Annotated in this window: 18 protein-coding genes and 1 pseudogene; 6 read left to right on the top strand and 13 right to left on the bottom strand. The window is 72.9% G+C overall.

Features of this window, described 5'->3' with window-relative positions:
• Positions 1 to 66 precede the first annotated feature (66 nt).
• Positions 67 to 558: a PaaI family thioesterase gene (locus amrb99_RS03760; protein WP_241755221.1), complete on the bottom strand. Its 492-nt coding sequence runs from the start codon at positions 556 to 558 to the stop codon at positions 67 to 69.
• Positions 559 to 646: 88 nt separating this feature from the next.
• On the bottom strand, positions 647 to 2209 hold the full coding sequence (locus tag amrb99_RS03755) for a serine/threonine-protein kinase (RefSeq protein ID WP_190852251.1): 1563 nt from the start codon (positions 2207 to 2209) through the stop codon (positions 647 to 649).
• Positions 2210 to 2298: 89 nt separating this feature from the next.
• On the opposite strand from amrb99_RS03755, the gene amrb99_RS03750 reads away from it, so the two are divergent.
• Positions 2299 to 3165, top strand: coding sequence for an NUDIX domain-containing protein (locus amrb99_RS03750; protein ID WP_190852249.1), 867 nt, complete (start codon positions 2299 to 2301; stop codon positions 3163 to 3165).
• On the opposite strand, the gene amrb99_RS03745 is transcribed toward amrb99_RS03750, so the two are convergent.
• The 3 genes from amrb99_RS03745 to amrb99_RS03735 all read right to left on the bottom strand — a co-directional run bounded on the left by amrb99_RS03745 (position 3140) and on the right by amrb99_RS03735 (position 6368).
• On the bottom strand, positions 3140 to 3517 hold the full coding sequence (locus amrb99_RS03745; protein ID WP_190852247.1) for an ACT domain-containing protein: 378 nt from the start codon (positions 3515 to 3517) through the stop codon (positions 3140 to 3142). The two genes, amrb99_RS03750 and amrb99_RS03745, sit on opposite strands and share 26 nt — an antisense overlap.
• 20 nt (positions 3518 to 3537) lie before the next feature.
• Positions 3538 to 5769: a 1,4-alpha-glucan branching protein GlgB gene (gene glgB, locus amrb99_RS03740; protein ID WP_190852245.1), complete on the bottom strand. Its 2232-nt coding sequence runs from the start codon at positions 5767 to 5769 to the stop codon at positions 3538 to 3540.
• 389 nt (positions 5770 to 6158) lie between these two features.
• A complete protein-coding gene (locus tag amrb99_RS03735) occupies positions 6159 to 6368 on the bottom strand; it encodes a hypothetical protein (RefSeq protein WP_151540147.1) in 210 nt (69 codons plus the stop codon).
• A gap of 198 nt (positions 6369 to 6566) precedes the next feature.
• On the opposite strand from amrb99_RS03735, the gene amrb99_RS03730 reads away from it, so the two are divergent.
• Positions 6567 to 7325: a UTRA domain-containing protein gene (locus amrb99_RS03730; RefSeq protein ID WP_190852243.1), complete on the top strand. Its 759-nt coding sequence runs from the start codon at positions 6567 to 6569 to the stop codon at positions 7323 to 7325.
• A gap of 56 nt (positions 7326 to 7381) precedes the next feature.
• Here amrb99_RS03730 and amrb99_RS03725 read toward each other — a convergent pair.
• The 4 genes and pseudogenes from amrb99_RS03725 to amrb99_RS03710 form a co-directional block, all read right to left on the bottom strand.
• Positions 7382 to 7822: pseudogene (locus tag amrb99_RS03725) on the bottom strand (SDR family NAD(P)-dependent oxidoreductase); the annotation flags it as partial.
• Positions 7823 to 7840: 18 nt separating this feature from the next.
• Positions 7841 to 9298, bottom strand: coding sequence for a phosphotransferase (locus amrb99_RS03720; RefSeq protein ID WP_347256517.1), 1458 nt, complete (start codon positions 9296 to 9298; stop codon positions 7841 to 7843).
• A gap of 2 nt (positions 9299 to 9300) precedes the next feature.
• Positions 9301 to 11064: a maltose alpha-D-glucosyltransferase gene (gene treS / locus amrb99_RS03715; protein ID WP_190852783.1), complete on the bottom strand. Its 1764-nt coding sequence runs from the start codon at positions 11062 to 11064 to the stop codon at positions 9301 to 9303.
• Positions 11065 to 11153: 89 nt separating this feature from the next.
• Complete coding sequence (locus tag amrb99_RS03710; RefSeq protein ID WP_190852239.1) at positions 11154 to 13172, bottom strand: alpha-1,4-glucan--maltose-1-phosphate maltosyltransferase; 2019 nt, start codon at positions 13170 to 13172, stop codon at positions 11154 to 11156.
• A 238-nt stretch (positions 13173 to 13410) separates the two neighbouring features.
• Between amrb99_RS03710 and amrb99_RS03705 the strand changes: the two genes are divergently transcribed.
• Entirely contained in the window at positions 13411 to 13920 is a 510-nt protein-coding gene (locus amrb99_RS03705; protein ID WP_190852237.1) for a VanZ family protein, read from the top strand.
• Positions 13921 to 13975: 55 nt separating this feature from the next.
• Positions 13976 to 16621, top strand: a complete 2646-nt coding sequence (gene glgP, locus amrb99_RS03700; RefSeq protein WP_190852235.1) for an alpha-glucan family phosphorylase — start codon at positions 13976 to 13978, stop codon at positions 16619 to 16621.
• Here glgP and amrb99_RS03695 read toward each other — a convergent pair.
• The 4 genes from amrb99_RS03695 to amrb99_RS03680 are packed head-to-tail and all read right to left on the bottom strand — an operon-like array spanning position 16618 to position 19241.
• Entirely contained in the window at positions 16618 to 17193 is a 576-nt protein-coding gene (locus amrb99_RS03695; RefSeq protein WP_190852233.1) for a hypothetical protein, read from the bottom strand. The genes glgP and amrb99_RS03695 overlap by 4 nt on opposite strands.
• Positions 17193 to 17438, bottom strand: coding sequence for a helix-turn-helix transcriptional regulator (locus amrb99_RS03690; RefSeq protein WP_151600480.1), 246 nt, complete (start codon positions 17436 to 17438; stop codon positions 17193 to 17195). Before amrb99_RS03690 ends, amrb99_RS03695 begins: the two co-directional genes overlap by 1 nt.
• A 25-nt stretch (positions 17439 to 17463) precedes the next feature.
• A complete protein-coding gene (locus tag amrb99_RS03685) occupies positions 17464 to 18318 on the bottom strand; it encodes an ABC transporter permease (protein WP_190852231.1) in 855 nt (284 codons plus the stop codon).
• Positions 18315 to 19241: an ABC transporter ATP-binding protein gene (locus amrb99_RS03680; RefSeq protein WP_206699778.1), complete on the bottom strand. Its 927-nt coding sequence runs from the start codon at positions 19239 to 19241 to the stop codon at positions 18315 to 18317. Before amrb99_RS03680 ends, amrb99_RS03685 begins: the two co-directional genes overlap by 4 nt.
• A 117-nt stretch (positions 19242 to 19358) precedes the next feature.
• Between amrb99_RS03680 and amrb99_RS03675 the strand changes: the two genes are divergently transcribed.
• Positions 19359 to 20537, top strand: a complete 1179-nt coding sequence (locus amrb99_RS03675) for a histidine kinase (RefSeq protein ID WP_190852229.1) — start codon at positions 19359 to 19361, stop codon at positions 20535 to 20537.
• Positions 20538 to 20549: 12 nt separating this feature from the next.
• Positions 20550 to 21392 carry a M55 family metallopeptidase gene (locus amrb99_RS03670; RefSeq protein ID WP_190852227.1) on the top strand — a complete coding sequence of 281 codons (843 nt, stop codon included), beginning with the start codon at positions 20550 to 20552 and terminating at the stop codon, positions 21390 to 21392.
• Positions 21393 to 21404: the final 12 nt, after the last annotated feature.

Below are 21404 nucleotides of genomic sequence, written 5' to 3'. Positions count from 1 at the left end.
ATCCTCCGCCCCGAGGAGGAGGGGCGTCCCTACTGGCGGGCGAGGGGCTACTTGCGTGCGAGGGACCTACTTGCGGGCGAAGGCCCTGTTGGGCAGGACGCTGGCGGACGCCTGCGCGACGGGGCGGCCCTGCGTGTCGCTGATGAGGGCGTTGGCGACCATGCGGGTGCTGCCGGGGTGCACGCACGTCCCGGTGACCGTGTAGGTCTCGCCGGCCCGGACGCCGCGCAGGTAGTCGACGTTGAGGTTGAGGGTGAGCATCGGCATGAAGTGCTCGCAGGTGCTGCTGCCCGCGAGGCAGACGGCGTTGTCGAGGATCATGGCGATGTAGCCGCCGTGCACGGTCCCGCCCGGGTTGCACAGCTTCTCGGCGGGCGTCCAGGCGATGTCGACGCGGCCGGGCTCGGCGGACGTGATGACCTGCCCGATGTGGTCGTTGATGTCGGAGATCTGCGGGAACCGGCCGTCGGCCATGGCCTGGATCAGCTCGGCGCCCGTCAGGGTGTCCCACATCCGCGCGGTCTCCTCGAAGGCCGCCGGTCCCGTCTCGACGCTCAACTCGTGCTCCCTGATCATGCGGTGTCTCGCACCGAATGGTATTCGGAGCGCCTTGCGGGCGGCACTGTGCCCTTCGTCACCGGCCCGTTCAGCCGACCTTGCGGAGCGTCCCGGACGTGGTGCCGATGCCGGTCGAGGTGTACTGCAGCCCGCCGGGCACCCGCGTCAGCGACACCGGGCCGCCCGTGCAGAACCTGTCGGCGCCGGTGCTGGTCAGGGCCGTCTCGTCGAAGTCGACCTTCGATCCGGACACGGCGGAGACCGTCAGCCGGGTCCGGCAGCCCCACTGGTCGTACTCGGCCGTCCCGCCGTCGCTCCCGCCGGCCAGGCGCATCGTCACCTTGGTGCCGGTGTCGCCCAGGGTGATGCCGCCCTTCTGCGTCAGCTCGCCCTCCCACGTCCCGCCGAACGCGGCGGGCACCGATCGGCCGCCGCCCGTCCCGCCGCCGCTTCCGCCACCGGACGCGGACGAGGACCGCCCGCTCGGGGCCGGTGAGCGCTGGGACGCCGTGGTGGACGGCTTGTCGGCGCCCCCGCCCCTGTTCAGCAGGAGGACGGCCGTCGCGCACGCGATGGCGAGGACGACGGCGGCGGCCGCCCCGACGATGACACGGGTGCTCCCGCCTCCGCGGCCACCGCGCCCGTCGCTCCCACCGGGCCCGTCGCCGGCCGGAGGCGGCGGCCCCGGGACCGGCGGCCGCCGGTGCGGCTGCGTGAGGTTCCGCGACGGGGACGGATCCGTCGCCGGGCCGAACGGGGACGGGCCCCCGGGGTGGTCCGGGCCGGGCGCGGGCGGGACCGGCACCGGAGGCCCCGGATAGGGCGCCTGCGGCCGGGTGATGTCGGCCGCGGGACGCGAGGTGGGGTCGATCAGCCGCATCGCGAGGTCGCGGGAGGACGGGCGGCGGTCCGGCTCCTTGGCGAGGCACTCGGAGAGCAGCGGGCGCAGCGCGTCCGGCACCCCGGTGAGGTCGGGGTCGGCGGTGGCGATCCGGTGCATCATCGCCTCGACCGTCGTCCCGCCGCCGAACGGCGGCCGCCCGGTCGCCGCGAACACCATGGTCCCGGCCCACGCGAACACGTCCGACTTCACCGTCGGCGGCACGTCGCGCAGCCACTCGGGGGCGAAGTAGGCAGGGGTCCCGACCATCTGCGTGCGGGTCTCGGCGTCGATCGCGCGGGCGATGCCGAAGTCGACGACGCGGGGCCCGTCCGGGCCGAGGAGCACGTTCGCGGGCTTGAGGTCGCGGTGCACGATCCCGGCGGCGTGGATGGCGGCCAGCGCGCTCGCGGTGTTCACCGCCAGCCGCTGGAGGTCGCCGCCGCGCAGCGGACCGCCCTCGGCGACGCGCTCCTGCAGGGACGGCCCGTCGACGAACTCGCTGGCGACGTAGGGGAGCGGCCCCTCGGCGGACGAGTCGAGGACCGCGGCGGTGGCGAACGGCGCGACCCGCCGCGCCGCGGCCATCTCCCGCGCGAACCGCTCGCGGGCCCGCGCGTCGGCGTGCTTGAGGACCTTCACGGCGGCGCGCTCCCCGGACGGCCCCTCGCCGAGGTAGACGACGCCCTGCCCGCCCTCGCCGAGCCGTCCCGTCAGCCGGTAGCGGCCGATCTCGCGGGGATCGTCGGGGACGAGGGGCAGAGCGGGCATCTTCGGCTTCCTCCGGCATGGGGGACCTGCGTCGGCCCCCCGAACGACGGCACCACCGTACTTCGGTCACGAGCGGATATCGTCGGCTCATGGGCGATGGGGACGGCTGGGCCGATTGCGACCAGGGGCACACGCACTGGGGACGGTACGGCGCGGCGGGGCTGCTGGCCTACCACCGCGACGCGGAAGGCCGGATGTGGATCCTGTTGCAGCAGCGCGCCTGGTGGGGTCTCGGCGGCGGCACGTGGGGGATGTTCGGCGGCGCCACGCACAGCCATGAGGACGGGGTGACGGGCGCCCTGCGGGAGACGAGCGAGGAGTGCACGCTCGACACCGGGCTCGTGCGCGTGCGCGGCACCCGCGTCGAGGACCACGGCGGCTGGGCGTTCACGTCCGTGATCGGGGCGCTCGACGAGAAGGTGCCCGTGAAGCCCGCGTCGCGGGAGACGCGCCGCGCCGAGTGGGTCCCGGTGGACGAGGTCGAGGACCGCAAGCTGTTCGCGCCGTTCGAGCGGTCGTGGCCGCTGCTGCGGGACGCGACGAAGGGCCTGGTGCTCGTCGTGGACGGCGCGAACGTCGTCGGCTCCCGGCCGGACGGCTGGTGGAAGGACCGGGCGGGCGCCAACGCCCGGCTGCGCGACTCGCTGAAGGTCCTCGCCGAGGGCGTCGGCGGGCTGCCGCCCGGCCTCGTCCCGTTCGACACCTGCTTTCCGGAGGTCGTGCTGGTCGTCGAGGGCGCGGCGCGGACGGTGGCGGACGAGCCGGCGGACGGCGTCCGGGTCGTGGCGGCGCCGGGCAGCGGCGACGACCACATCGTCGGCCTCGTCGGCAGGCCGGAGCCCGACACCGAGTACCTGGTCGTGACCGCGGACCGGGAGCTGCGGGCCCGCTGCGAGGAGGCCGGCGCGCACGTCACCGGCCCCCGCTGGCTCATCGACCGGATCGAGCGTCGCTGACGCGGTGGCCCGCGTCGCGCAGGGCCTGCGTCGCGTCCTTCAGCCGGTGGTCGGGGACCAGGACGAGGTCGGCGTGGTAGGTGGACGCGACGAACACCGGCACCCCGGCGTCGGCGAGCGGGCCGACGACCGCGGCGAGCATGCCGGGCAGGTCCAGGCCGTGGCCGGCGTCGCCGTAGAAGCCGACCCAGCGCTCCGCCTCGGTGAACGGCGACGCCTCCCGGACGACGGTGAGGCCCTCGGGGGCGCGGACCAGCGCGATCCACTCGTCGTCCTCGGGGAACGTCGCGTTCGGCAGATGCTCGACCAGGAACTCGGACGGGACGAGGTGCAGGTGCTGCGCGGCGCTCATGGCGCCACCCTAGTTCCCGGTCACTCCGGGACGAGCCACACGGCGCCGAGCGGCGGGACCCGCATCACCGCGGACGCCTCCAGGCCGTGCCAGGGCTCGGCGGCCGCCTCGACCCGCCCGAGGTTCCCCACGCCGCTGCCGCCGTACTCGTAGCCGTCGGTGTTGAGGACCTCCCGCCAGCCGCCCGTCTTCGGCAGGCCGACGCGGTAGTCCTCGTGCGGGTTGCCGGCGAAGTTGACGACGCAGGCCATCACGGGCGCCTCACCGCCGTCCTCGGACGTCCCGTACCGCAGGTAGGAGAGGGTGTTGCCGCCCGCGTCGTTGCCGTCGATCCAGCGGAACCCGTCGTGCTCGTTGTCGCGCGACCACAGCGCGGGCTCCGCGCGGTAGGCGTGGTTGAGCTGGCGGACGAGCTTCTGCAGCCCGACGTGCAGCGCGCCTTCGGCGGCGTTGTCCAGCAGCCACCAGTCGAGCGGGCGCTGCTCCGCCCATTCGGCGCCCTGCCCGAACTCCTGGCCCATGAACAGCAGCTGCTTGCCGGGATGCGACCACATGTAGGCGAGCAGGGCCCGCAGCCCGGCGAACTGCTGCCAGGTGTCGCCGGGCATCTTGCTGAGCAGCGACCCCTTCCCGTGGACGACCTCGTCGTGCGAGAGCGGCAGGACGTAGTTCTCCGAGAACGCGTACACCAGCGAGAACGTGATCTCGTTGTGGTGGTAGTTCCGGAACACGGGCTCGTGCCGGAGGTACTCCAGGGTGTCGTGCATCCAGCCCATGTTCCACTTGAACCCGAAGCCGAGGCCGCCGAGATGGGTGGGGCGGGACACGCCGGGCCAGGCCGTCGACTCCTCCGCGACCGTGAGGACGCCGGGATTGCGCTTGTAGACCGTCGCGTTCATCTCCTGGAGGAACGAGATGGCCTCCAGGTTCTCGCGGCCGCCGTAGACGTTCGGCGTCCATTCGCCCTCGTTGCGCGAGTAGTCCAGGTACAGCATCGAGGCGACCGCGTCCACGCGGAGCCCGTCGATGTGGAACTCCTCGATCCAGAACGACGCGTTGGCCACCAGGAAGTTGCGGACCTCGGCGCGCCCGAAGTTGAACACCAGCGTTCCCCAGTCGGGATGCTCGCCGCGGGTCGGGTCCTCGTGCTCGTAGAGCGCGGTGCCGTCGAAGCGCGCCAGCGCCCATTCGTCCTTGGGGAAGTGCGCGGGCACCCAGTCGATGATGACGCCGATACCGGCCTGGTGCAGCTTGTCGACGAGGTAGCGGAAGTCGTCCGGGGTGCCGAAGCGGGACGTCGGCGCGTAGTAGGACGTCACCTGGTAGCCCCAGGACGGCCCATAGGGGTGCTCCGCCACCGGCAGGAACTCCACATGGGTGAACCCCATGTCCTTCACGTACGAGGTCAGTTCCTCCGCCAGCTCGCGGTAGCCGAGCCCGGAACGCCACGAGCCGAGGTGCACCTCGTACACGCTCATCGGCTCGTGCACCCACTCGTGCTCCTTGCGGCCGTCCATCCACTCGCCGTCGGCCCACTCGTAGGCCGAGGTGTAGATGCGCGACGCCGTCGCCGGGGGGTGTTCGGTGTGCTGCGCCATGGGGTCGGCCTTGCTGCGCCACTGACCGTCCGCGCCGAGGATCTCGAACTTGTAGCGCATGCCGTCGCCGACGCCCGGGACGAACAGCTCCCAGACCCCGGTGGATCCGAGCGACCGCATGGGGTGGGCGCGGCCGTCCCAGTGGTTGAAGTCGCCGACCACGCGCACGCCGCGCGCCGTCGGCGCCCACACCGCGAACCCCGTCCCGGACACCGGCCCGAACGCGGACGCGTACGTCCGCACGCGCGCGCCCAGCGCCCGCCAGAGTTCCTCGTGCCGGCCCTCGCTGATCAGGTGCAGGTCCAGCTCGCCGAGCGTCGGCAGGTGCCGGTACGGGTCGTCCTGCACGGTCTCGATGCCGTCCCCGTACGTCACGGCCAGCCGGTAGTCGGGGACCGCGAGGGGCGCCTTGTCCGCGTCGTCGCCGGCCAGCGACGCCGACGCCGGCAGCGTCCCGGCGAACACGCCCTCGTGGAAGTGCCGCAGCGGGTGCCGGTCCCCGTTCGGCAGGACGACCTCGACCTTCTCCGCGAGCGGGCGCAGCGCCCTGACGGTCACCCCGTCCCGGCCGGGATGCGCCCCGAGGACTCCGTGCGGATCGTGGTGGTCGCCGCCGACGAGCCGGTCGATCTCCGCGCGCGTCACCCGTGCCATGTCGTCATGGCCTCCTCGCCTGGGGTCCGGGGTCCGGGGGGTCCCCGGGAACAACACTGATGCCGTTTCCCTGTAGGAGTGCCCCGAGATCAGCCGAACTCACATGGCGAAAGGAGGTGTTTCACCGGAGATGGCGGTCCGCTCGCCGCGCCGGGAGATGTGCGACCGCACGGACGACACGACACTTTGTCAGGGGTCGCGCCGATTGCGCCGTCCATGCGGTCACGTCTACCTCGCCCCAGGGGTGACACCGACCCCGCCGCCCTGGGCTCCATTCCTGTGTCACCTGAGCGACACAGGTACCTTCCGTACCGGAGCCTTCCGGCCCGGTCCGCCCCCGCCTGCGGACCGGGCCGCGCCGCTCCCCGCGACGTCCCATCGCGGCCGCCTCAGCCGTCCCCGCGCGCCTGCTCGAGCAGCAGCTCGCGCAGCCCCGCCGGATCGTCCGCGGCCACCGTCATCGCACATCCCGCCTGCAGTTGCGCGTCGGTCAGATCGCCGCTCCGGGTGGCGTACCAGCGTCCGGCGTCGCTCCGCCAGACCTGCCAGCCCGGGAACTCCCCCTCGATGGCCGTCTTCAGATCCTCGAAGTCCCCCATCAAGGTCGTCCTTTCCCCGAGGCGGCTCTTCTGTATACAAAAGTCTTACTCGGTCTAAGAGGTGTCAAGCTGTCCGTAAGCGGACCATGCCCCCGCGGATAGCAGCCCGCTGGATATGAGTGACGGAGAGGAGGGGGCGAAATCGAACACCGCGTCGATTGACCGGGGGCGCGCCTGAACGAAGGGGAGGTGACGCCGGTGCCGGACCGTCCCGCCTACCTGCGCATCGCCGACACGCTGCGAGAGGGGATCCGGGACGGCAGCCTTCCGCCGGGGACCCGGCTGCCGACCATGGCGGAGCTGTGCGCCGCCCACGGCGTCTCGGAGATCGTCGTGCGCCAGGCCGTCGCGCTGCTGCGCACCGAGGGGCTCGTCGAGACGCGCCGCGGCGGCGGCACCGTGGTCCGGGTCGTGCCGCCCGCCCGCCGGGTCGCGATGGAGCGCTACCGCGCGGTGACCAGGCCGCTCGCGGTTCCCGAGACCACCTTCACCCGCGACCAGAAGATCAGCTGGCAGGAGTACCGGCTCGACAAGGAGTTCACCCGTGTGCGCGCGGACGACGACCTCGGCGCGCTCTTCGAACTGCCCACCGGCACCGAGCTGCTGCGGCGCCGGTTCGTCTTCTACGCCCGCGGCGAGCCGCAGCAGATCTCGGTCAACTACCTGCCGTGGGACCTCGTCGGCGGCACCCCCGTCGCCGACCCGGAGCGCGAGCCGTGGCCCGGCGGCACGCTCGCGCAGCTGGCCTACCTCGGCCACCCGCCGACCCGCGTCGAGGAGGCCGTCCGCTCCCGCATGCCGACCCCCGAGGAGGCGGAGGCGCTCCGGATGGGCGGCGGCGTGCCCGTCATCGCCATCACCCGCCGGATGCTGTCGCGCGCCTCCGTCATGGAGGTCTGCCGCGACATCGTGCTCCCCGCCGACCGCGTCGTCCTCGACTACTCCATCGACCTCTAGACCCTCGACCGGCGGCAGGGCGGCGGGCCGGGCTCGGTGCGGAGCCCGGCCCGCCGCTACTGGGTCTGGTCGGTCGGGCGGATGAGGAGTTCGTTGACCGCGACGAAGCCCGGTTCGACCAGCACGACGCGCACGCCCTGCGCGGTGACCTCCTGCCGCAGCGCCTCGGCGAAGGCGTTGACGCCGAACTTGGTGGCGGCGTAGGCGCCGGCGGTGGCCGTGGCGGTCCGCCCCGAGGTCGGGGAGACCTGCACGACGGTGCCCCTGCGCTCCAGCAGGTGCGGCAGCGCCGCGTGGACCGCGTACATCGACCCGAGCAGGTTGGTCTCGACCATGCGCCTCCAGTCGGCGGTGTCCGCGCTCGCGACCGGGCCGTTGAGCATCACCCCCGCGTTGTTGACCAGGACGTCCAGGCCGCCGAACCGGTCGACGGCCGCCGCGACCGCGGCGCGGACCGACGCCTCGTCGGTCACGTCCAGGTCCAGGGCCAGCACCTCGCCGAGGGCCTGGGCGCGTCAGCCGGCGAGGTGCTCCAGCGAGCGCAGCGGGACCGGCAGCCAGGACGGACGGTTCCGCGCCTCGTACCGGATCTCGTAGACCGCCTTGTCGAACTCGAACGCCCGCACCAGCGCCGCGTGCGCGGCCGGGTCGGGGCCGCCCGCCGCCGCGTACCCGGCGCAGAACGCGTTCCGGTTCCGCTCCGCCCAGGCGCGGGCACGCTGCTCCAGCATGTCCGCCGTGCCCGGCGCGAGGTTCCCGTCCGAGGCGATCAGGAACCGCGCCGCGTACTCGAACGAGCGCAGCATCCCGGCGACGTCGCGCAGCGGGTGCGCGGGCGCGCGCCGCTCCGCGGGCGCCCGCGCCGGCTCGCCCTCGAAGTCCAGCAGCACCCAGCCGCTGTCGGTGCGCATCACCTGGCCGAGGTGGTAGTCGCCGTGCACCCGCTGGAACGGCAGCCCCCCGGCCGCCGCCGCGACCTCGCCGAACGCGGCGCGGATGGCGGGGGCGTGCGGGCGCAGCTGCGGGACGGCCTCGGCGACCGCGTCGAGCTGGTCGTTCATCCCGGCGGCCAGCGCGCGCAGCCGCTCGGCGGGCACGGTCGTCACGCCGAACGCGCGGGCGAGGTCGCTGTGCACCTGCGCGGTCGCGGCGCCGAGCCGCTCGGCCTCGGCGGCGAAGTCGCCGCCCGCCGCGCCCGGGTCGTCGGTGGTGAGCGCGGCCTGCGCGTCGGGCGGGCCGGGCGGTAAGGGCTGGGCGAACCAGTCGCGGACGCTGGTGAGCGCGAGCTGCCAGCCGTCGGTCGCGCTGCGCAGGTACTCCGACAGCAGCGCGAGCGTGACGGGTTCGCCGCCGCCGGCGCCGTCGCCGCCGGGCGCCAGTTCGATCCAGCCGTGCACGGCGGGGACGTGCTCGCAGCCGGCGCGGGTCAGCGCGAGGTTGACCTCCAGGTCGGGGTTCACGCCGGGCGCGAGCTTGCGGAACAGCTTGCACATGTACGCGTCGCCGAAGACGAGCGAGGTGTTGCTCTGCTCGGCGGTGGACGGCGTGCCGTCCAGGTCGGTGCGGATGCCGGTGCCGGGCGCGCGCCGGAAGCGCAGCGGCCCGATGACGGACTCGCCCGCCATGTGGGCGAGCAGCGGCCGGGTCAGCTCGGGGTCGTGGGCGGCGTCGTAGGCGTGGCCGGTGATCCCGGTCGCCCCGGCGAGCAGGCCGATCTCGTGGGGGCGCAGGCGCTCGGGCAGGTCGCGGCGGACGCCGAGCAGGACCTGGTAGTGCTCGGTGGCGCCGTTCTGGCGGACGTCGAGGACGAGGTGGTGCAGCCCCGGCTCCCCGGTCCGCAGCTCGGTCGCGGTGCCGATCGACAGGTCCTCGATGGGGCTGTCCTTGCCGCCGAACCAGCGCTGCCGGGGCAGCCAGCCGGCCAGCAGCCGGACGAGGGACGGGTCTCCTCCTTGGCCTGGACCGCCGGGCACGGCTACACCACCCTCTCGTCGCCCGGCTCGTCCGGCGGAGGCGGCAGCAGGAACCAGTAGAAGCCGTGGCCGGGGAGGGTGAGCAGGTAGGGCAGTTCACCGATGGCCGGGAACTGCACGCCGCCCATGCACTCGATCGGCGTCGAACCGCGGAACCGCCGCAGGTCCAGCTCCACCGGCTGCGGGAAGCGCGACAGGTTGTTCACGCACAGGACCGTGTCGGTGCCGCCCCACTGGTTGGTGTCCCCGTTCCCGATCTCGCGGGTGAAGGCGAGGACGGAGGGGTTGGAGGCGGACAGCTCGACGTAGGTGCCGACGCCGAAGACGGGGTGGCGCTGCCGGATCTCGATCATCTTGCGGGTCCAGTGCAGGAGTGATCCGGGGTTGTTGACCTGGGCTTCGACGTTGACGGCCTGGTAGCCGTAGATGGGGTCCATGATGACCGGCAGGTACAGGCGTGCGGGGTCGCATTGGGAGAAGCCGGCGTTGCGGTCGGGGGTCCATTGCATGGGGGTGCGGACGGCGTCGCGGTCGCCGAGCCAGATGTTGTCGCCCATGCCGATCTCGTCGCCGTAGTACAGGACGGGTGAGCCGGGCAGCGAGAGGAGGAGGGCGGTGAACAACTCCAGTTGGTTGCGGTCGTTGTCCAGGAGGGGGGCCAGGCGGCGGCGGATGCCGATGTTGGCTTTCATGCGGGGGTCTTTGGCGTATTCGGTGTACATGTAGTCGCGTTCTTCGTCGGTGACCATCTCCAGGGTGAGTTCGTCGTGGTTGCGTAGGAAGATGCCCCATTGGCAGGATTCGGGGATCTTGGGGGTCTGGGCCATGATCTCGGAGATGGGGTAGCGCTGTTCGCGGCGGACGGCCATGAAGATGCGGGGCATGACGGGGAAGTGGAAGGCCATGTGGCATTCGTCGCCGCCGGCGCCGGGGTCGCCGAAGTACTCGACGACGTCGGCGGGCCATTGGTTGGCTTCGGCGAGCAGGACGCGGTCGGGGTAGAGGCGGTCGACCTCGGCGCGGACGCGTTTGAGGTAGGCGTGGGTTTCGGGGAGGTTCTCGCAGTTGGTGCCTTCGCGGGCGTACAGGTAGGGGACGGCGTCCAGGCGGAAGCCGTCGATGCCCAGGTCGAGCCAGAACCGCAGGACTTCCAGCATGGCGTCCTGGACGGCGGGGTTGTCGTAGTTGAGGTCGGGTTGGTGGGAGAAGAAGCGGTGCCAGTAGTACTGGCCGCGGACGGGGTCGTAGGTCCAGTTGGAGGACTCGGTGTCGACGAAGATGATGCGGGCTTCGGGGTATTTGTCGTCGGTGTCGTTCCACATGTAGAAGTCACCGAACGGCCCGTCCGGATCCGTCCGCGACGCCTGGAACCAGGAATGCTGGTCGCTGGTGTGGTTCATGACGAGGTCCGCGATGACGCGGATGCCCCGCGCGTGCGCCTGCTCGATCAGTTCCACGAAATCGCCGAGCTCCCCGAAGTCGGGCAGGATCCGGGTGTATTCGGAGATGTCGTAGCCGCCGTCCTTCAGCGGTGACTGGTAGATCGGCAGCAGCCACAGGCAGTCGACGCCGAGCCATTCCAGATGGTCGAGCTTGGAGATCAGGCCGCGCAGGTCGCCGTACCCGTCATTGTTGGAATCGGCGAATCCGCGCACCGACACCTCGTAGAAGACGGCCGTCTTGAACCAGTGCGGATCGCGCGGCGTCTCGGGGCTGAACGCGTCGGGGACGGGCTCGGACGCCGCCGGGACCGCGTCCGGGGGGATCTCGGGGACGGGCTCGTCCCTGGGCACCGGGCCGGGGCCTGGCGTCGGGCCGGGCGTCGGGGAGGGAGGCTGTGGTTCGTTCGGTCCGCTCAACTCTCGCTGCTCCGGAACGTGAAGATGTGCGCCGGTCGAAGGTGCGGGTCCAGATAGACGTAATTGGCTTTCCGCCACGTGTACGTCGCGCCGTCCAGCTCGTCGTGGACGGTGAAGGGCCGGTCGGGGTCGTCGGGGAGGCCGAGCGCGGCGAGGTCGAGGTGGACCGTCGCCTCGCGCGGCTGGTGCGGGTTCAGATTGACGATCGCCAGGACCACGTCGTCCATGTGCCGCTTGGAGAACGCGAGCAGTTCCGGCTGGTCGATGTAGTGGAAGCGCAGATTGCGCAGCAGTTGGAGTGCGGGGTGGGCGTTGCGGAGGGTGTTGAGCTGGGTGATGAGGGGGGCGATGGTGGTGTTGTCGCGGTCGGCGGCTTCCCAGTCGCGGGGGCGGTACTGGTATTTCTCGGAGTCGCGGTATTCCTCGCTGCCGGGGCGGACGGGGGTGTTCTCGCAGAGTTCGTAGCCGGAGTAGATGCCCCAGGTGGGGGAGAGGAGGGCGGCGAGGATGGCGCGGATCTGGAAGGCGGGGCGGCCGCCGTGCTGGAGGTATTCGTTGAGGATGTCGGGGGTGTTGGTGAAGGCGTTGGGGCGCATGTAGGCGGCGGTTTCGCCGGTGAGTTCGGTGAAGTAGTCGGTGAGTTCGTCGGCGGTGTTGCGCCAGGTGAAGTAGGTGTAGGACTGGTGGAAGCCGATTTTGGCCAGGGTGTGCATCATCGCGGGGCGGGTGAAGGCCTCGGCGAGGAACAGGACGTCGGGGTCGGTGGTGGCGATGTCGGCCAGGAGGCGTTCCCAGAAGTCGACGGGTTTGGTGTGGGGGTTGTCGACGCGGAAGATCCGTACGCCGTGGTCGATCCAGTGGTGGATGATGCGTTTGACCTCGGTGTAGAGGCCGTCGGGGTCGTTGTCGAAGTTGAGGGGGTAGATGTCCTGGTATTTCTTGGGCGGGTTCTCGGCGTAGGCGATGGTGCCGTCGGCGCGGGTGGTGAACCATTCGGGGTGCTGGGTGACCCAGGGGTGGTCGGGGGAGCATTGCAGGGCCAGGTCCAGGGCGATTTCCAGGCCGTGGTCGGAGGCGTAGGCGACGAAGGCGTCGAAGTCGGCGATCGTGCCGAGGTCGGGGTGGATGGCGTCGTGGCCGCCGTCGGGGGAGCCGATGGCCCAGGGTGAGCCGGGGTCATACGGGCCGGCGTCCAGGGTGTTGTTGGGTCCTTTGCGGTGGGTGGTGCCGATGGGGTGGATGGGGGGGAGGTAGACGATGTCGAAGCCCATGTCGGCGATGGCGGGCAGGCGTTTCATGGCGGTGCGGAACGTTCCGGACAGGGGGCCGCGGCGTCCCATGGGGTCGTGGGTGGCGCCTTCGGAGCGGGGGAAGAACTCGTACCAGGCGCCGTACAGGGCGCGTTGCCGGTGCACCACCAGCGGGTACCACTCCGACACCGTCAGCAGATCCCGCAGCGGATGCCGCTCCAGCACGTCCGCCACGTCCGGATCGGCCGCCGCCTCCATCCGGTCGCCGACCGGGATCGTCTCGTCGCCCAGGCACGCCGCCAGCCGGGTCAGGGTCGGGCGGTCCTTGCTCGGCAGCGCCTCCGCGGCGCGGGCGAACAGCCGCGCGCCTTCGGCGAGCATCAACTCGACGTCCTGACCGCGGGGGACCTTGATCTGCGTGTCGTGCCACCAGTGCGCGATCGGGTCGCCCCACGCCTCCACCCGGAAGGACCACTGGCCCATCCGGTCCGGCGTCACCCGCGCCGCCCACCGGTCCAGCCCGACACCGACCTCGGACATCCGCTCGCCCGGCTGCTCCATCCCGTCCGGCGAGCGCAGCACCACCGCCGCGCCGAGCATCTCGTGCCCCTCGCGGAACACCGTCGCCGACACCTCGATGGTCTCGCCCACCACGGCCTTCGCCGGCCACCGGCCGCCCCCCACCACCGGGGCCACGTCCAGGATCGGGATCCGCCCGAGCCTCGGAATACCGGTGAGCGTGGAGGTTCCGGACTCGACCTGCATATGGCATCCCCTACCCGTTCGAGACTTCCGAAACGTCCATGCCCGGGAAGCGGCGCCACCTGTCATCGAGTCGCCGATAACTTTGCGCGACCGTCCGGGCGACGCTCCGCCACCGGCACGCGACGAGCGTCCGGGATCGCTGGGCCGCCGTTGGGCGGATCTTGACCGCGGACCGCCCCGGGGATGCGAACCCGGCGGCGCGGCGGATCGTTGAACCGGCGTGCCCGATCATGTGCCGATGGAGCTGGTGCGCCCGCTGGTGCTGTGGGCGCTGATCGCGGGGGCGGTGGCCCTGCTGTGGCGCCCCGTCGCGCGGCGGACGGGGTGGCCGCCGCTGCCCGCGCGGGCGCTGCTGGCCTGGACGGGCCTCGTGCTGGCGATCACGCTGCCGGCGACCGTCGCGCCGGGCGCGGGCGGGCGGCTGGAGCACTGCGTCGCGACCCCGGTGTCCGACATCGCGTGGTCGCTGCGCATCTTCGGGTCGCGCGGCCTGGAGGACGTCATGAATGTTGCCTTATGGGTACCTTTGGGTTTCCTGGGGGTGCTGGTGTCCCGCCGTCCGGTGGCGGCGCCCGCGATGTTCTCGGCGGGGTTCGTTCTGGTCGAATTCCTGCAAACTCTTGATCCGGGTCGCGAGTGCGATCCCGGTGACATGGCGTACAACTCGATCGGCGTGGCCGCGGGAGCCCTTGCGGCGTCGGGGTTCCTGCGCGTCCGCGCGCTCGCCGCCGACCGATCCGCGAAGTGACGAAACCCCTCCCGGCTGTCGCGTCATCGCATCGCATTGCATAGCGTGACGTTGCGTGAAGGCAATCCGACGATTCACGGTCCGCACCGTCCTTCCAGAGCCGCTCCGGCAGCTCGAGGAGCTCGTCCTCAATCTGCGCTGGTCGTGGCACCACGAGACGCTGGACCTGTTCCGCGCCGTGGACCCTGCGCTGTGGGAGGGAGTCCACCACGACCCGGTCCGGCTGCTCGGCGAGGTCGCGCCCGAACGGCTGGCGCAGCTCGCCGAGGACCGGCGCTTCCTGCGCCGGCTCCAGGACACGGCCGAGGACCTGCACGAGTACCTGACCGCACCGCGCTGGTACCAGTCGCTGGCCGGCGCGCCCTCGTCCATCGCCTACTTCTCGCCCGAGTACGGCATCACCGCGGCGCTGCCGCAGTACTCCGGCGGCCTCGGCATCCTGGCCGGCGACCACCTCAAGACCGCCAGCGACCTCGGCGTGCCGATCATCGCGGTCGGGCTGCTGTACCGGCACGGGTACTTCTCCCAGTCGCTGTCGCCGGACGGCTGGCAGCTGGAGCGCTACCCGCCGATCGACCCGAACGGGCTGCCGCTGACCCTGCTGCGCGAGGCCGACGGGACCCCGGTGCGCGTCGCGATCGGCCTGCCCCGGGGCGGGGCGGGGCGCGGCAACGGCGCCGGCGGCGCCGAACCCGGGGCCGGCGGCCACGAACTGCACGCGCAGGTGTGGCTGGCCAAGGTCGGCCGCGTCCCGCAGCTGCTGCTGGACTCCGACGTCGAGGACAACGACCCCGCCGCCCGCGACGTCACCGACCGGCTCTACGGCGGCGGCGGCGACCACCGGCTGCTGCAGGAGATGCTGCTCGGCATCGGCGGCGTCCGCGCCATCCGCGCCTACTGCCGCATCACCGGCCACCCCGCGCCCGAGGTGTTCCACACCAACGAGGGGCACGCCGGGTTCCTCGGCCTGGAACGCATCCGCGAGCTCGTGTCCGAGCACGCGCTGACGTTCGACGAGGCCCTGGAGGCGACCCGCGCGGGCACGGTGTTCACCACGCACACCCCGGTGCCCGCCGGGATCGACCGGTTCCCGCGCGAGCTGGTCGCCCGGTACTTCGGCGGCGCCAACGAGGACCCGCACGTCCCCGTCGAACGCGTCCTCGCGCTCGGCGCCGAGGACTACCCCGGCGGCGACCGCACCGTGTTCAACATGGCCGTCATGGGGATGCGGCTGGCGCAGCGCGTCAACGGCGTCAGCGAGCTGCACGGCGAGGTCAGCCGCGAGATGTTCGGCGGCCTGTGGGGCGGCTTCGACACCGCCGAGGTCCCGATCGGGTCCATCACCAACGGCGTCCACGCCGGCACGTGGGTGGCGCGGGAGGTCCTCGACCTCGCCGCCCGCGAGATCCCGGCGCTGATGGCGTCCGGGCGCGGCTGGGAGGAGGTCCGCGACGTCCCGGAGAGCGAGATCTGGCGGATCCGCGGCCTGCTCCGCGAACGGCTCGTGCTCGACGCGCGGCGCCGGCTCCGCGAGTCGTGGAGGCAGCGCGGCGCCAGCGAGGCCGAGACGTCCTGGATCGACGACGCGCTCGACCCGAACGTGCTGACCATCGGGTTCGCGCGGCGCGTCCCGTCCTACAAGCGGCTCACGCTGATGATGAGCGACCCGGACCGGCTGCGCCGCATCCTGCTGGACCCGGACCGGCCGGTGCAGATCGTCATCGCCGGGAAGGCGCACCCCGCCGACGAGGGCGGCAAGCGGCTCATCCAGGAGATCGTCCGGTTCTCCGGCGAGGAGGACGTCCGGCACCGCATCGTGTTCCTGCCCGACTACGACATGGCGCTCGGGCGGCTCATGGTGCAGGGCTGCGACGTGTGGATGAACAACCCGCTGCGCCCGCTGGAGGCGTGCGGCACGTCCGGGATGAAGGCGGCCCTGAACGGCGGGCTGAACCTGTCCATCCGGGACGGCTGGTGGGACGAGTGGTACGACGGGCAGAACGGCTGGGCGATCCCGTCCGCCGACGGCCTCGCGAGCCCCGACCGGCGCGACGAGCTGGAGGCCGGCGCGCTGTACGAGCTGATCGAGGACCACGTCTCGGTCACCTTCTACGACCGCGACTCGGCCGGGCTGCCGCGCCGCTGGCTGGAGATGGTCAAGCACACCATCGCCACCCTCGGCCCGAAGGTGCTGGCCGGCCGGATGCTCCGCGACTACGTCCTGGACCTGTACACCCCGGCGGCCGAGTCCGGGCGGGAGATGGTCGCCGACAAGTACGCCGGTGCGCGCGCGCTGGCCGGCTGGAAGCAGCGGGTCGCCAAGGCGTGGCCGGGCGTCACCGTCGAGCACGTCGAGTCCAACGGCGGGGAGAGCCCGCAGGTCGGGGCGCTGCTGACGGTGAAGGCCGTCGTCGCGCTCGGCGGCCTCGACCCCGACGACGTCGCCGTCGAGGTCGCCTACGGCCGGGTGGACGACTCCGACGCGCTGATCGACCCGTCCTACCTGGAGCTGGGCGGCGCCGAACCGGCGGGCGACGGGCGGCTGCGCTACACCGGCGAGGTCCCGCTCGGCCGCAGCGGCGCGTTCGGGTACGGCGTCCGGGTCGTCCCGAGCCATCCGATGCTGTCCACGCGGGCGGAGATGGGGCTCGTCGCGCTGCCGCCGGCGCCGCACGGCATGACGAACGGCGACCTGCGCTAGCCGGCCGCCTCGTCCGTCTCGTGCTCCTCGTCCTCGTCCTCGTCGTCGGGCGGCGGGTCCGGCATCCGCCACCCGGCGACGAGCACGGGCAGCAGCATGTGCGTCTCGAACAGCGCGACGACGCCGACCACGACGGCCGCCATCGGGACGTGGTCGGTGTCGGCGGCCAGCACCCCGACCACGACGGCGACGAGCACCGCGAGCATGACCCGGTGCGCGACGGTGAAGGCGCGCAGCCGGTCGGTGACCTGCCGTTCGTCCAGCCGGCTCTCCGCCAGCGACGTCGTCCCGCGCGTCGCGATGTTCAGCGCGGAGACCACCGGCATCGTGGTCGCCACCGACACGACCAGCAGGCCGATCGTCGCCCACATGGCGGTGTCGCTGGGCGCGAGGTTCCACGACACGACCGTCCCGGCCCAGATCATGGCGAGGCCCGCGAGACCGGCGGCGGCGAGCGCCCGCCGCCGGCGCCGCGTCGCGTACCAGGACGGCAGCAGGTCGGACTGCAGCACTTCCTCCCGGCGACGCGTCCACCGTTCCCACATTCCGGGCTTCCCTCCCTCGGGCGTCATCACGTGCTCCCCAGCCGGGGGAACGGCGTCAGCGAGAACACGACCTCGACCGGCACCTCGAAGAACGCGGCGATCCGCAGCGCGAGGTGCAGGCTCGGGCTGTACTCGCCGCGCTCCAGGTAGCCGATCGTCTGGTAGTGGACGCCCAGCGCCGTCGCCAGCTCCCGGCGCGACACGCCGCGCTCGGCGCGCAGCACCGCGATCCGGTTGTGGACGTGCTCCTTGTCCGCCTTGCCGTCCGCCACCGGCCCAGTCTCCCGCACCCGGAGGTCAGAACGCGCCCTGGGCGGCCCGGCGCTCCCGGCGGGCGGCCAGCCGCGCCCCCGACTCCCGGCGCGCCGCCCGCAGCAGCAGCCACGGCGCGGCCAGCAGGCCCGCGGCGGCCCACGCGCCGAGCATCCCCGCGGTCTCCAGCGGGCGCCAGCTCCCGCCGATCTCCCCGGCGAGCATCGCGTCCGGCAGGAACGCCGACCGCAGCCCGAGCCCCTCCCAGTACAGCGGGAACGCCTGCGCGACCCACCGCACCGGCTCCGGCAGCGACATCACCGGGAACAGCACCCCGGAGATGACCATCAGGCCCATCACCGGCAGGGACAGGATGCTCGCGGCGTTGCGCGGCCCCGGCAGCAGCGTCCCGAGCGCGGCGCCGAACGGCACGACCGCGAGCGTGCCGAGCGCCACCACCCACAGCAGCGTCAGCCACCGCCCCGGGTCGGACGGCAGGTCCAGGCCCGCCAGCGCCACGCCCGCGACCAGCATCAACACCACGTACGTGACGATCTGCAGCAGCACCGAGACGGCCCGCCCGACGACGTAGGCGGCGACGCCGCCCGGCACCGTCCGCAGCCGCAGCAGCGTGCCCTCCTCCCGGTCCGCGGCGATCATCATGGCGAGGTTCATCAGCCCGGTCGAGAACACGCAGAACGCGACGAACCCCGCCGCGAGCAGCAGCCCCTCCGACACGTGCGTGCCCTGCGCGTCGTGGCCGCCCTGCCAGCGCACCATCAGCACGAAGACGCCGACGGTCCCGACGACGCCGGTCAGCAGCTCGCGCCGGTTCCTCAGCGAGTGGACGTGCTCGGCCCAGCCGCGCCGGACCCCCATCCGGATCGTCCTGGCGTTCACGCCGCCGTCCTCTCCGCGCCCGTGCCCGCGCCCGCGCTCGCTCCGGCCGCGCCCGCGCTCGCTCCGGTCGCGGCGGACTCGGCGCCGCCGACCAGGTTCAGGTAGCTCTGCTCCAGCGTCGGCCGCCGGATCTCCAGCCCCGGCACCGGACCGCCGAACCGCCGGTGCAGCTCGTACGCCAGCCGCGACGGGTCCGGCGTCCGCTCGGCGCGGGGCGCGCCGTCCTCCAGCCACCGCACCTCCGACGCCGCCTGCACGACCGACGCCAGCGCGGACGGCGTGCCGCTCACCGTGACCTCGCCCCGCACCAGGATCGCGATCCGGTCCGCGAGCCGCTCGGCCTCCGCCAGGTCGTGCGTGGTCAGCAGGATCGTCATGCCGTCCTCGCGGGCGAGCCGCTCGACCAGCTCGTGGAAGTCGCTGCGCGCCCGCGGGTCGAACCCGGCGGTCGGCTCGTCCAGGAACAGCACCTCCGGCCGGCCGACGATGCCGAGCGCGACGTCCAGGCGGCGGCGCTGCCCGCCCGACAGCCGCGCCGTCGGCAGCGCGGCCTGCTCCGCCAGCCCCATGGCCTCCAGCAGCTCGTCGGGGTCGCGCGGCCGGTCGTAGAACGCCGCGATGTGCGCCAGCAGTTGCCGGACGCCCCAGCGCGGATGGTCCTGCCAGTCCTGCAGGACGATCCCGAGCCGCGCCCGCCACGCCGCGCCGGCCGTGCCGGGGTCGGCGCCGAGCACCCGCACCTCCCCGGACGAGCGGCGCCTGAACCCCTCCAGGATCTCGATCGTGGTGGTCTTGCCCGCGCCGTTCGGGCCGAGCAGCGCCGCCACCTCGCCCGCCCCGACCTCCAGGTCGACGCCGCGCAGCACCTCGGTGCGGCCGTAGCGCATCCGCAGGTCGCGCGTCCGGATCACCGGACCGGTCATGCCCACCTCCTCCGTACGGGAACTTCGATCGTTCGACGTAACCATGCATCTGTTGATAGTAGAAGTACTACATCTCGTCGCAAGGTCGCAAGACACCGCACCTGGCAGGATGGGGCCGTGCGCGCACCAGCCCTCGCCCGGTACCGCGCCGCGTCCGCGCTCCGGTGGCCGCGCGGCCGCCGCGCCGACGCGCTGCTGGGCGCCGCCTGCTTCGCCGCCCTCGCCGTGATCGCGCTGATCGCCGACTACGGGCTCCATCGCGGTGCCCTGCCGCTCTACGGGTGGGCGCTACTGGCCGTCGCCTGCGGCGCGCTGGCCTTCCGCCGCAGCCGCCCCCGCACCGTGGCGGTCGTCACCTTCGTCGCCTGCGCCCTCTACTACCCGCTCACCGCGCCCGACGGCCCGATCATCATGACCTTCGTCATCGCGCTCTACACCGCGGCGGCCGAAGGGCACCTCGCCTCGGCGTCCGCGCTCGCCGCCGTCGCGATGGGCGCCACCCTCTACGGCAACGATGCCGACCAGGTCAACCACCTCGCCGACGCCGCGAGCTTCCTGCTCGCCGGCTGGTTCGTCGCCGTCATCGCCATCGGCGGCTTCGCCCGCAACCGGCGCGCCTACCTGCGCGAGGCCGAACGCCGCCTCGCCGCCGCCGAACGCTCCCGCGAGGCGGAGGCCAGCCGCCGCGCCGTCGAGGAGCGGCTCCGCATCGCCCGCGAGCTGCACGACGCGCTCGGCCACAACATCTCGCTGATCCACGTCCAGGCCACCGCCGCGCTCCACGTCCTGCAACGCGAGCCCGGCCGGGCCGGGGAGGCCCTCACCGCCATCAAGGACGCCAGCAAGGACAGCCTCCGCGAGCTGCGCGCCACGCTCGGCGTGCTGCGCCAGGTCGACGCCCCGCTGCCGGACGCCCCGCCCGGCCTCGCCCGGCTGGACGAGCTCGCCGCCGGCACCACCGCCGCCGGCCTCACCGTCCGCACCGAGACCGAGGGCGCGCCCCGCCCCCTGCCCCCGGACGCCGACCACGCCGCGTACCGGATCGTCCAGGAGGCCCTCACCAACGTCACCCGGCACTCCGGCGCCTCGGCCGCCGTCGTCCGCGTCCGGTACGGCGACGGCGACGTCACCGTCCTCGTCGAGGACGACGGCGGCGGGACCGCCGCACCGGCCCCCGCCGGCACCGGCTCCGGGATCCGCGGCATGCGCGACCGCGCCGAGGCCCTCGGCGGCACCCTCGACGCCGCGCCCCGCCCCGGCGGAGGGTTCACCGTCCGCGCCACCCTCCCCACCTGACACGATGATCACATGAAGGTCTTCGTCTCGGTCGACATGGAAGGCGTCTCAGGGCTCACCGACCCCGAGGAGATGCGCGCCGGCGGGCGCGGCTACGAGCGCGGCTGCGAGCTGATGACGGGCGACGCGAACGCCGCGGTCCGCGCCGCGTTCGACGCGGGCGCCGACCAGGTCGTCGTCACCGACTCGCACGGCCGCGGCAAGAACCTGCGCGCCGACCTGATCGACGAGCGCTGCACGCTGATCCGGGGCCCGCACATGGCGATGCGGATGGGCGAGGGCCTGGACGCCTCCTTCGACGTCGTCCTGTACGTCGGCTACCACGCCCGCGCCGGCGCCGAACGCGGCGTCCTCAACCACACCTGGATGGGCCGCGAGATCCAGGACGCGCGCCTGAACGGGGAGGTCGCGGGGGAGATCCGGCTGATGGCGGGCTACGCGGGCTCGCTCGGCGTCCCCGTCGGCCTCGTCGCGGGCGACGAGGCCGCCTGCGCCGAGGCCCGCGACGTCCTCGGCGCCGTCCCGACCGTCGCCGTCAAGGCGGGCCGCGACCGCTACGCCGCCGAGCTGGTCCCGCCCGCCCGCGCCCAGGAGATGATCTACGAGACGGCCCTGCGCTCCCTGCGCGCCCCGTCCGGCTGGCGCCCGCTGCGGCTCCCGTCCCCCTACACCCTGTCCATCGACTGGAACTCCACGTCGATCGCCCAGTCCTGCGCCCTCATCCCGGGCGTCACCCTGACCGCCTCCCGCACCACCGAGTTCACCTCGGCCGACTACGCCGAGGTCGTCGGCCTCCTCGGCATCTGCGCCACCCTCGCCGGCGACATCGCCTGCACAGGCCGCCACTACGGCTGACCCCGCCCACGC

This window comes from Actinomadura sp. RB99 (assembly GCF_014706005.1).
Classification (GTDB): domain Bacteria; phylum Actinomycetota; class Actinomycetes; order Streptosporangiales; family Streptosporangiaceae; genus Spirillospora.
This window is presented reverse-complemented; position numbering and strand designations above follow the sequence as displayed.

Coding starts and splice junctions, on each gene's coding strand:
- amrb99_RS03755 (WP_190852251.1), bottom strand. CDS start 2,209: ATGCCCGCTCTGCCCCTCGTCCCCGACGATCCCCGCGAGATCGGCCGC.
- amrb99_RS03750 (WP_190852249.1), top strand. CDS start 2,299: ATGGGCGATGGGGACGGCTGGGCCGATTGCGACCAGGGGCACACGCAC.
- amrb99_RS03745 (WP_190852247.1), bottom strand. CDS start 3,517: ATGAGCGCCGCGCAGCACCTGCACCTCGTCCCGTCCGAGTTCCTGGTC.
- glgB (WP_190852245.1), bottom strand. CDS start 5,769: ATGGCACGGGTGACGCGCGCGGAGATCGACCGGCTCGTCGGCGGCGAC.
- amrb99_RS03735 (WP_151540147.1), bottom strand. CDS start 6,368: ATGGGGGACTTCGAGGATCTGAAGACGGCCATCGAGGGGGAGTTCCCG.
- amrb99_RS03710 (WP_190852239.1), bottom strand. CDS start 13,172: ATGCAGGTCGAGTCCGGAACCTCCACGCTCACCGGTATTCCGAGGCTC.
- amrb99_RS03705 (WP_190852237.1), top strand. CDS start 13,411: ATGGAGCTGGTGCGCCCGCTGGTGCTGTGGGCGCTGATCGCGGGGGCG.
- amrb99_RS03695 (WP_190852233.1), bottom strand. CDS start 17,193: ATGACGCCCGAGGGAGGGAAGCCCGGAATGTGGGAACGGTGGACGCGT.
- amrb99_RS03680 (WP_206699778.1), bottom strand. CDS start 19,241: ATGACCGGTCCGGTGATCCGGACGCGCGACCTGCGGATGCGCTACGGC.
- amrb99_RS03670 (WP_190852227.1), top strand. CDS start 20,550: ATGAAGGTCTTCGTCTCGGTCGACATGGAAGGCGTCTCAGGGCTCACC.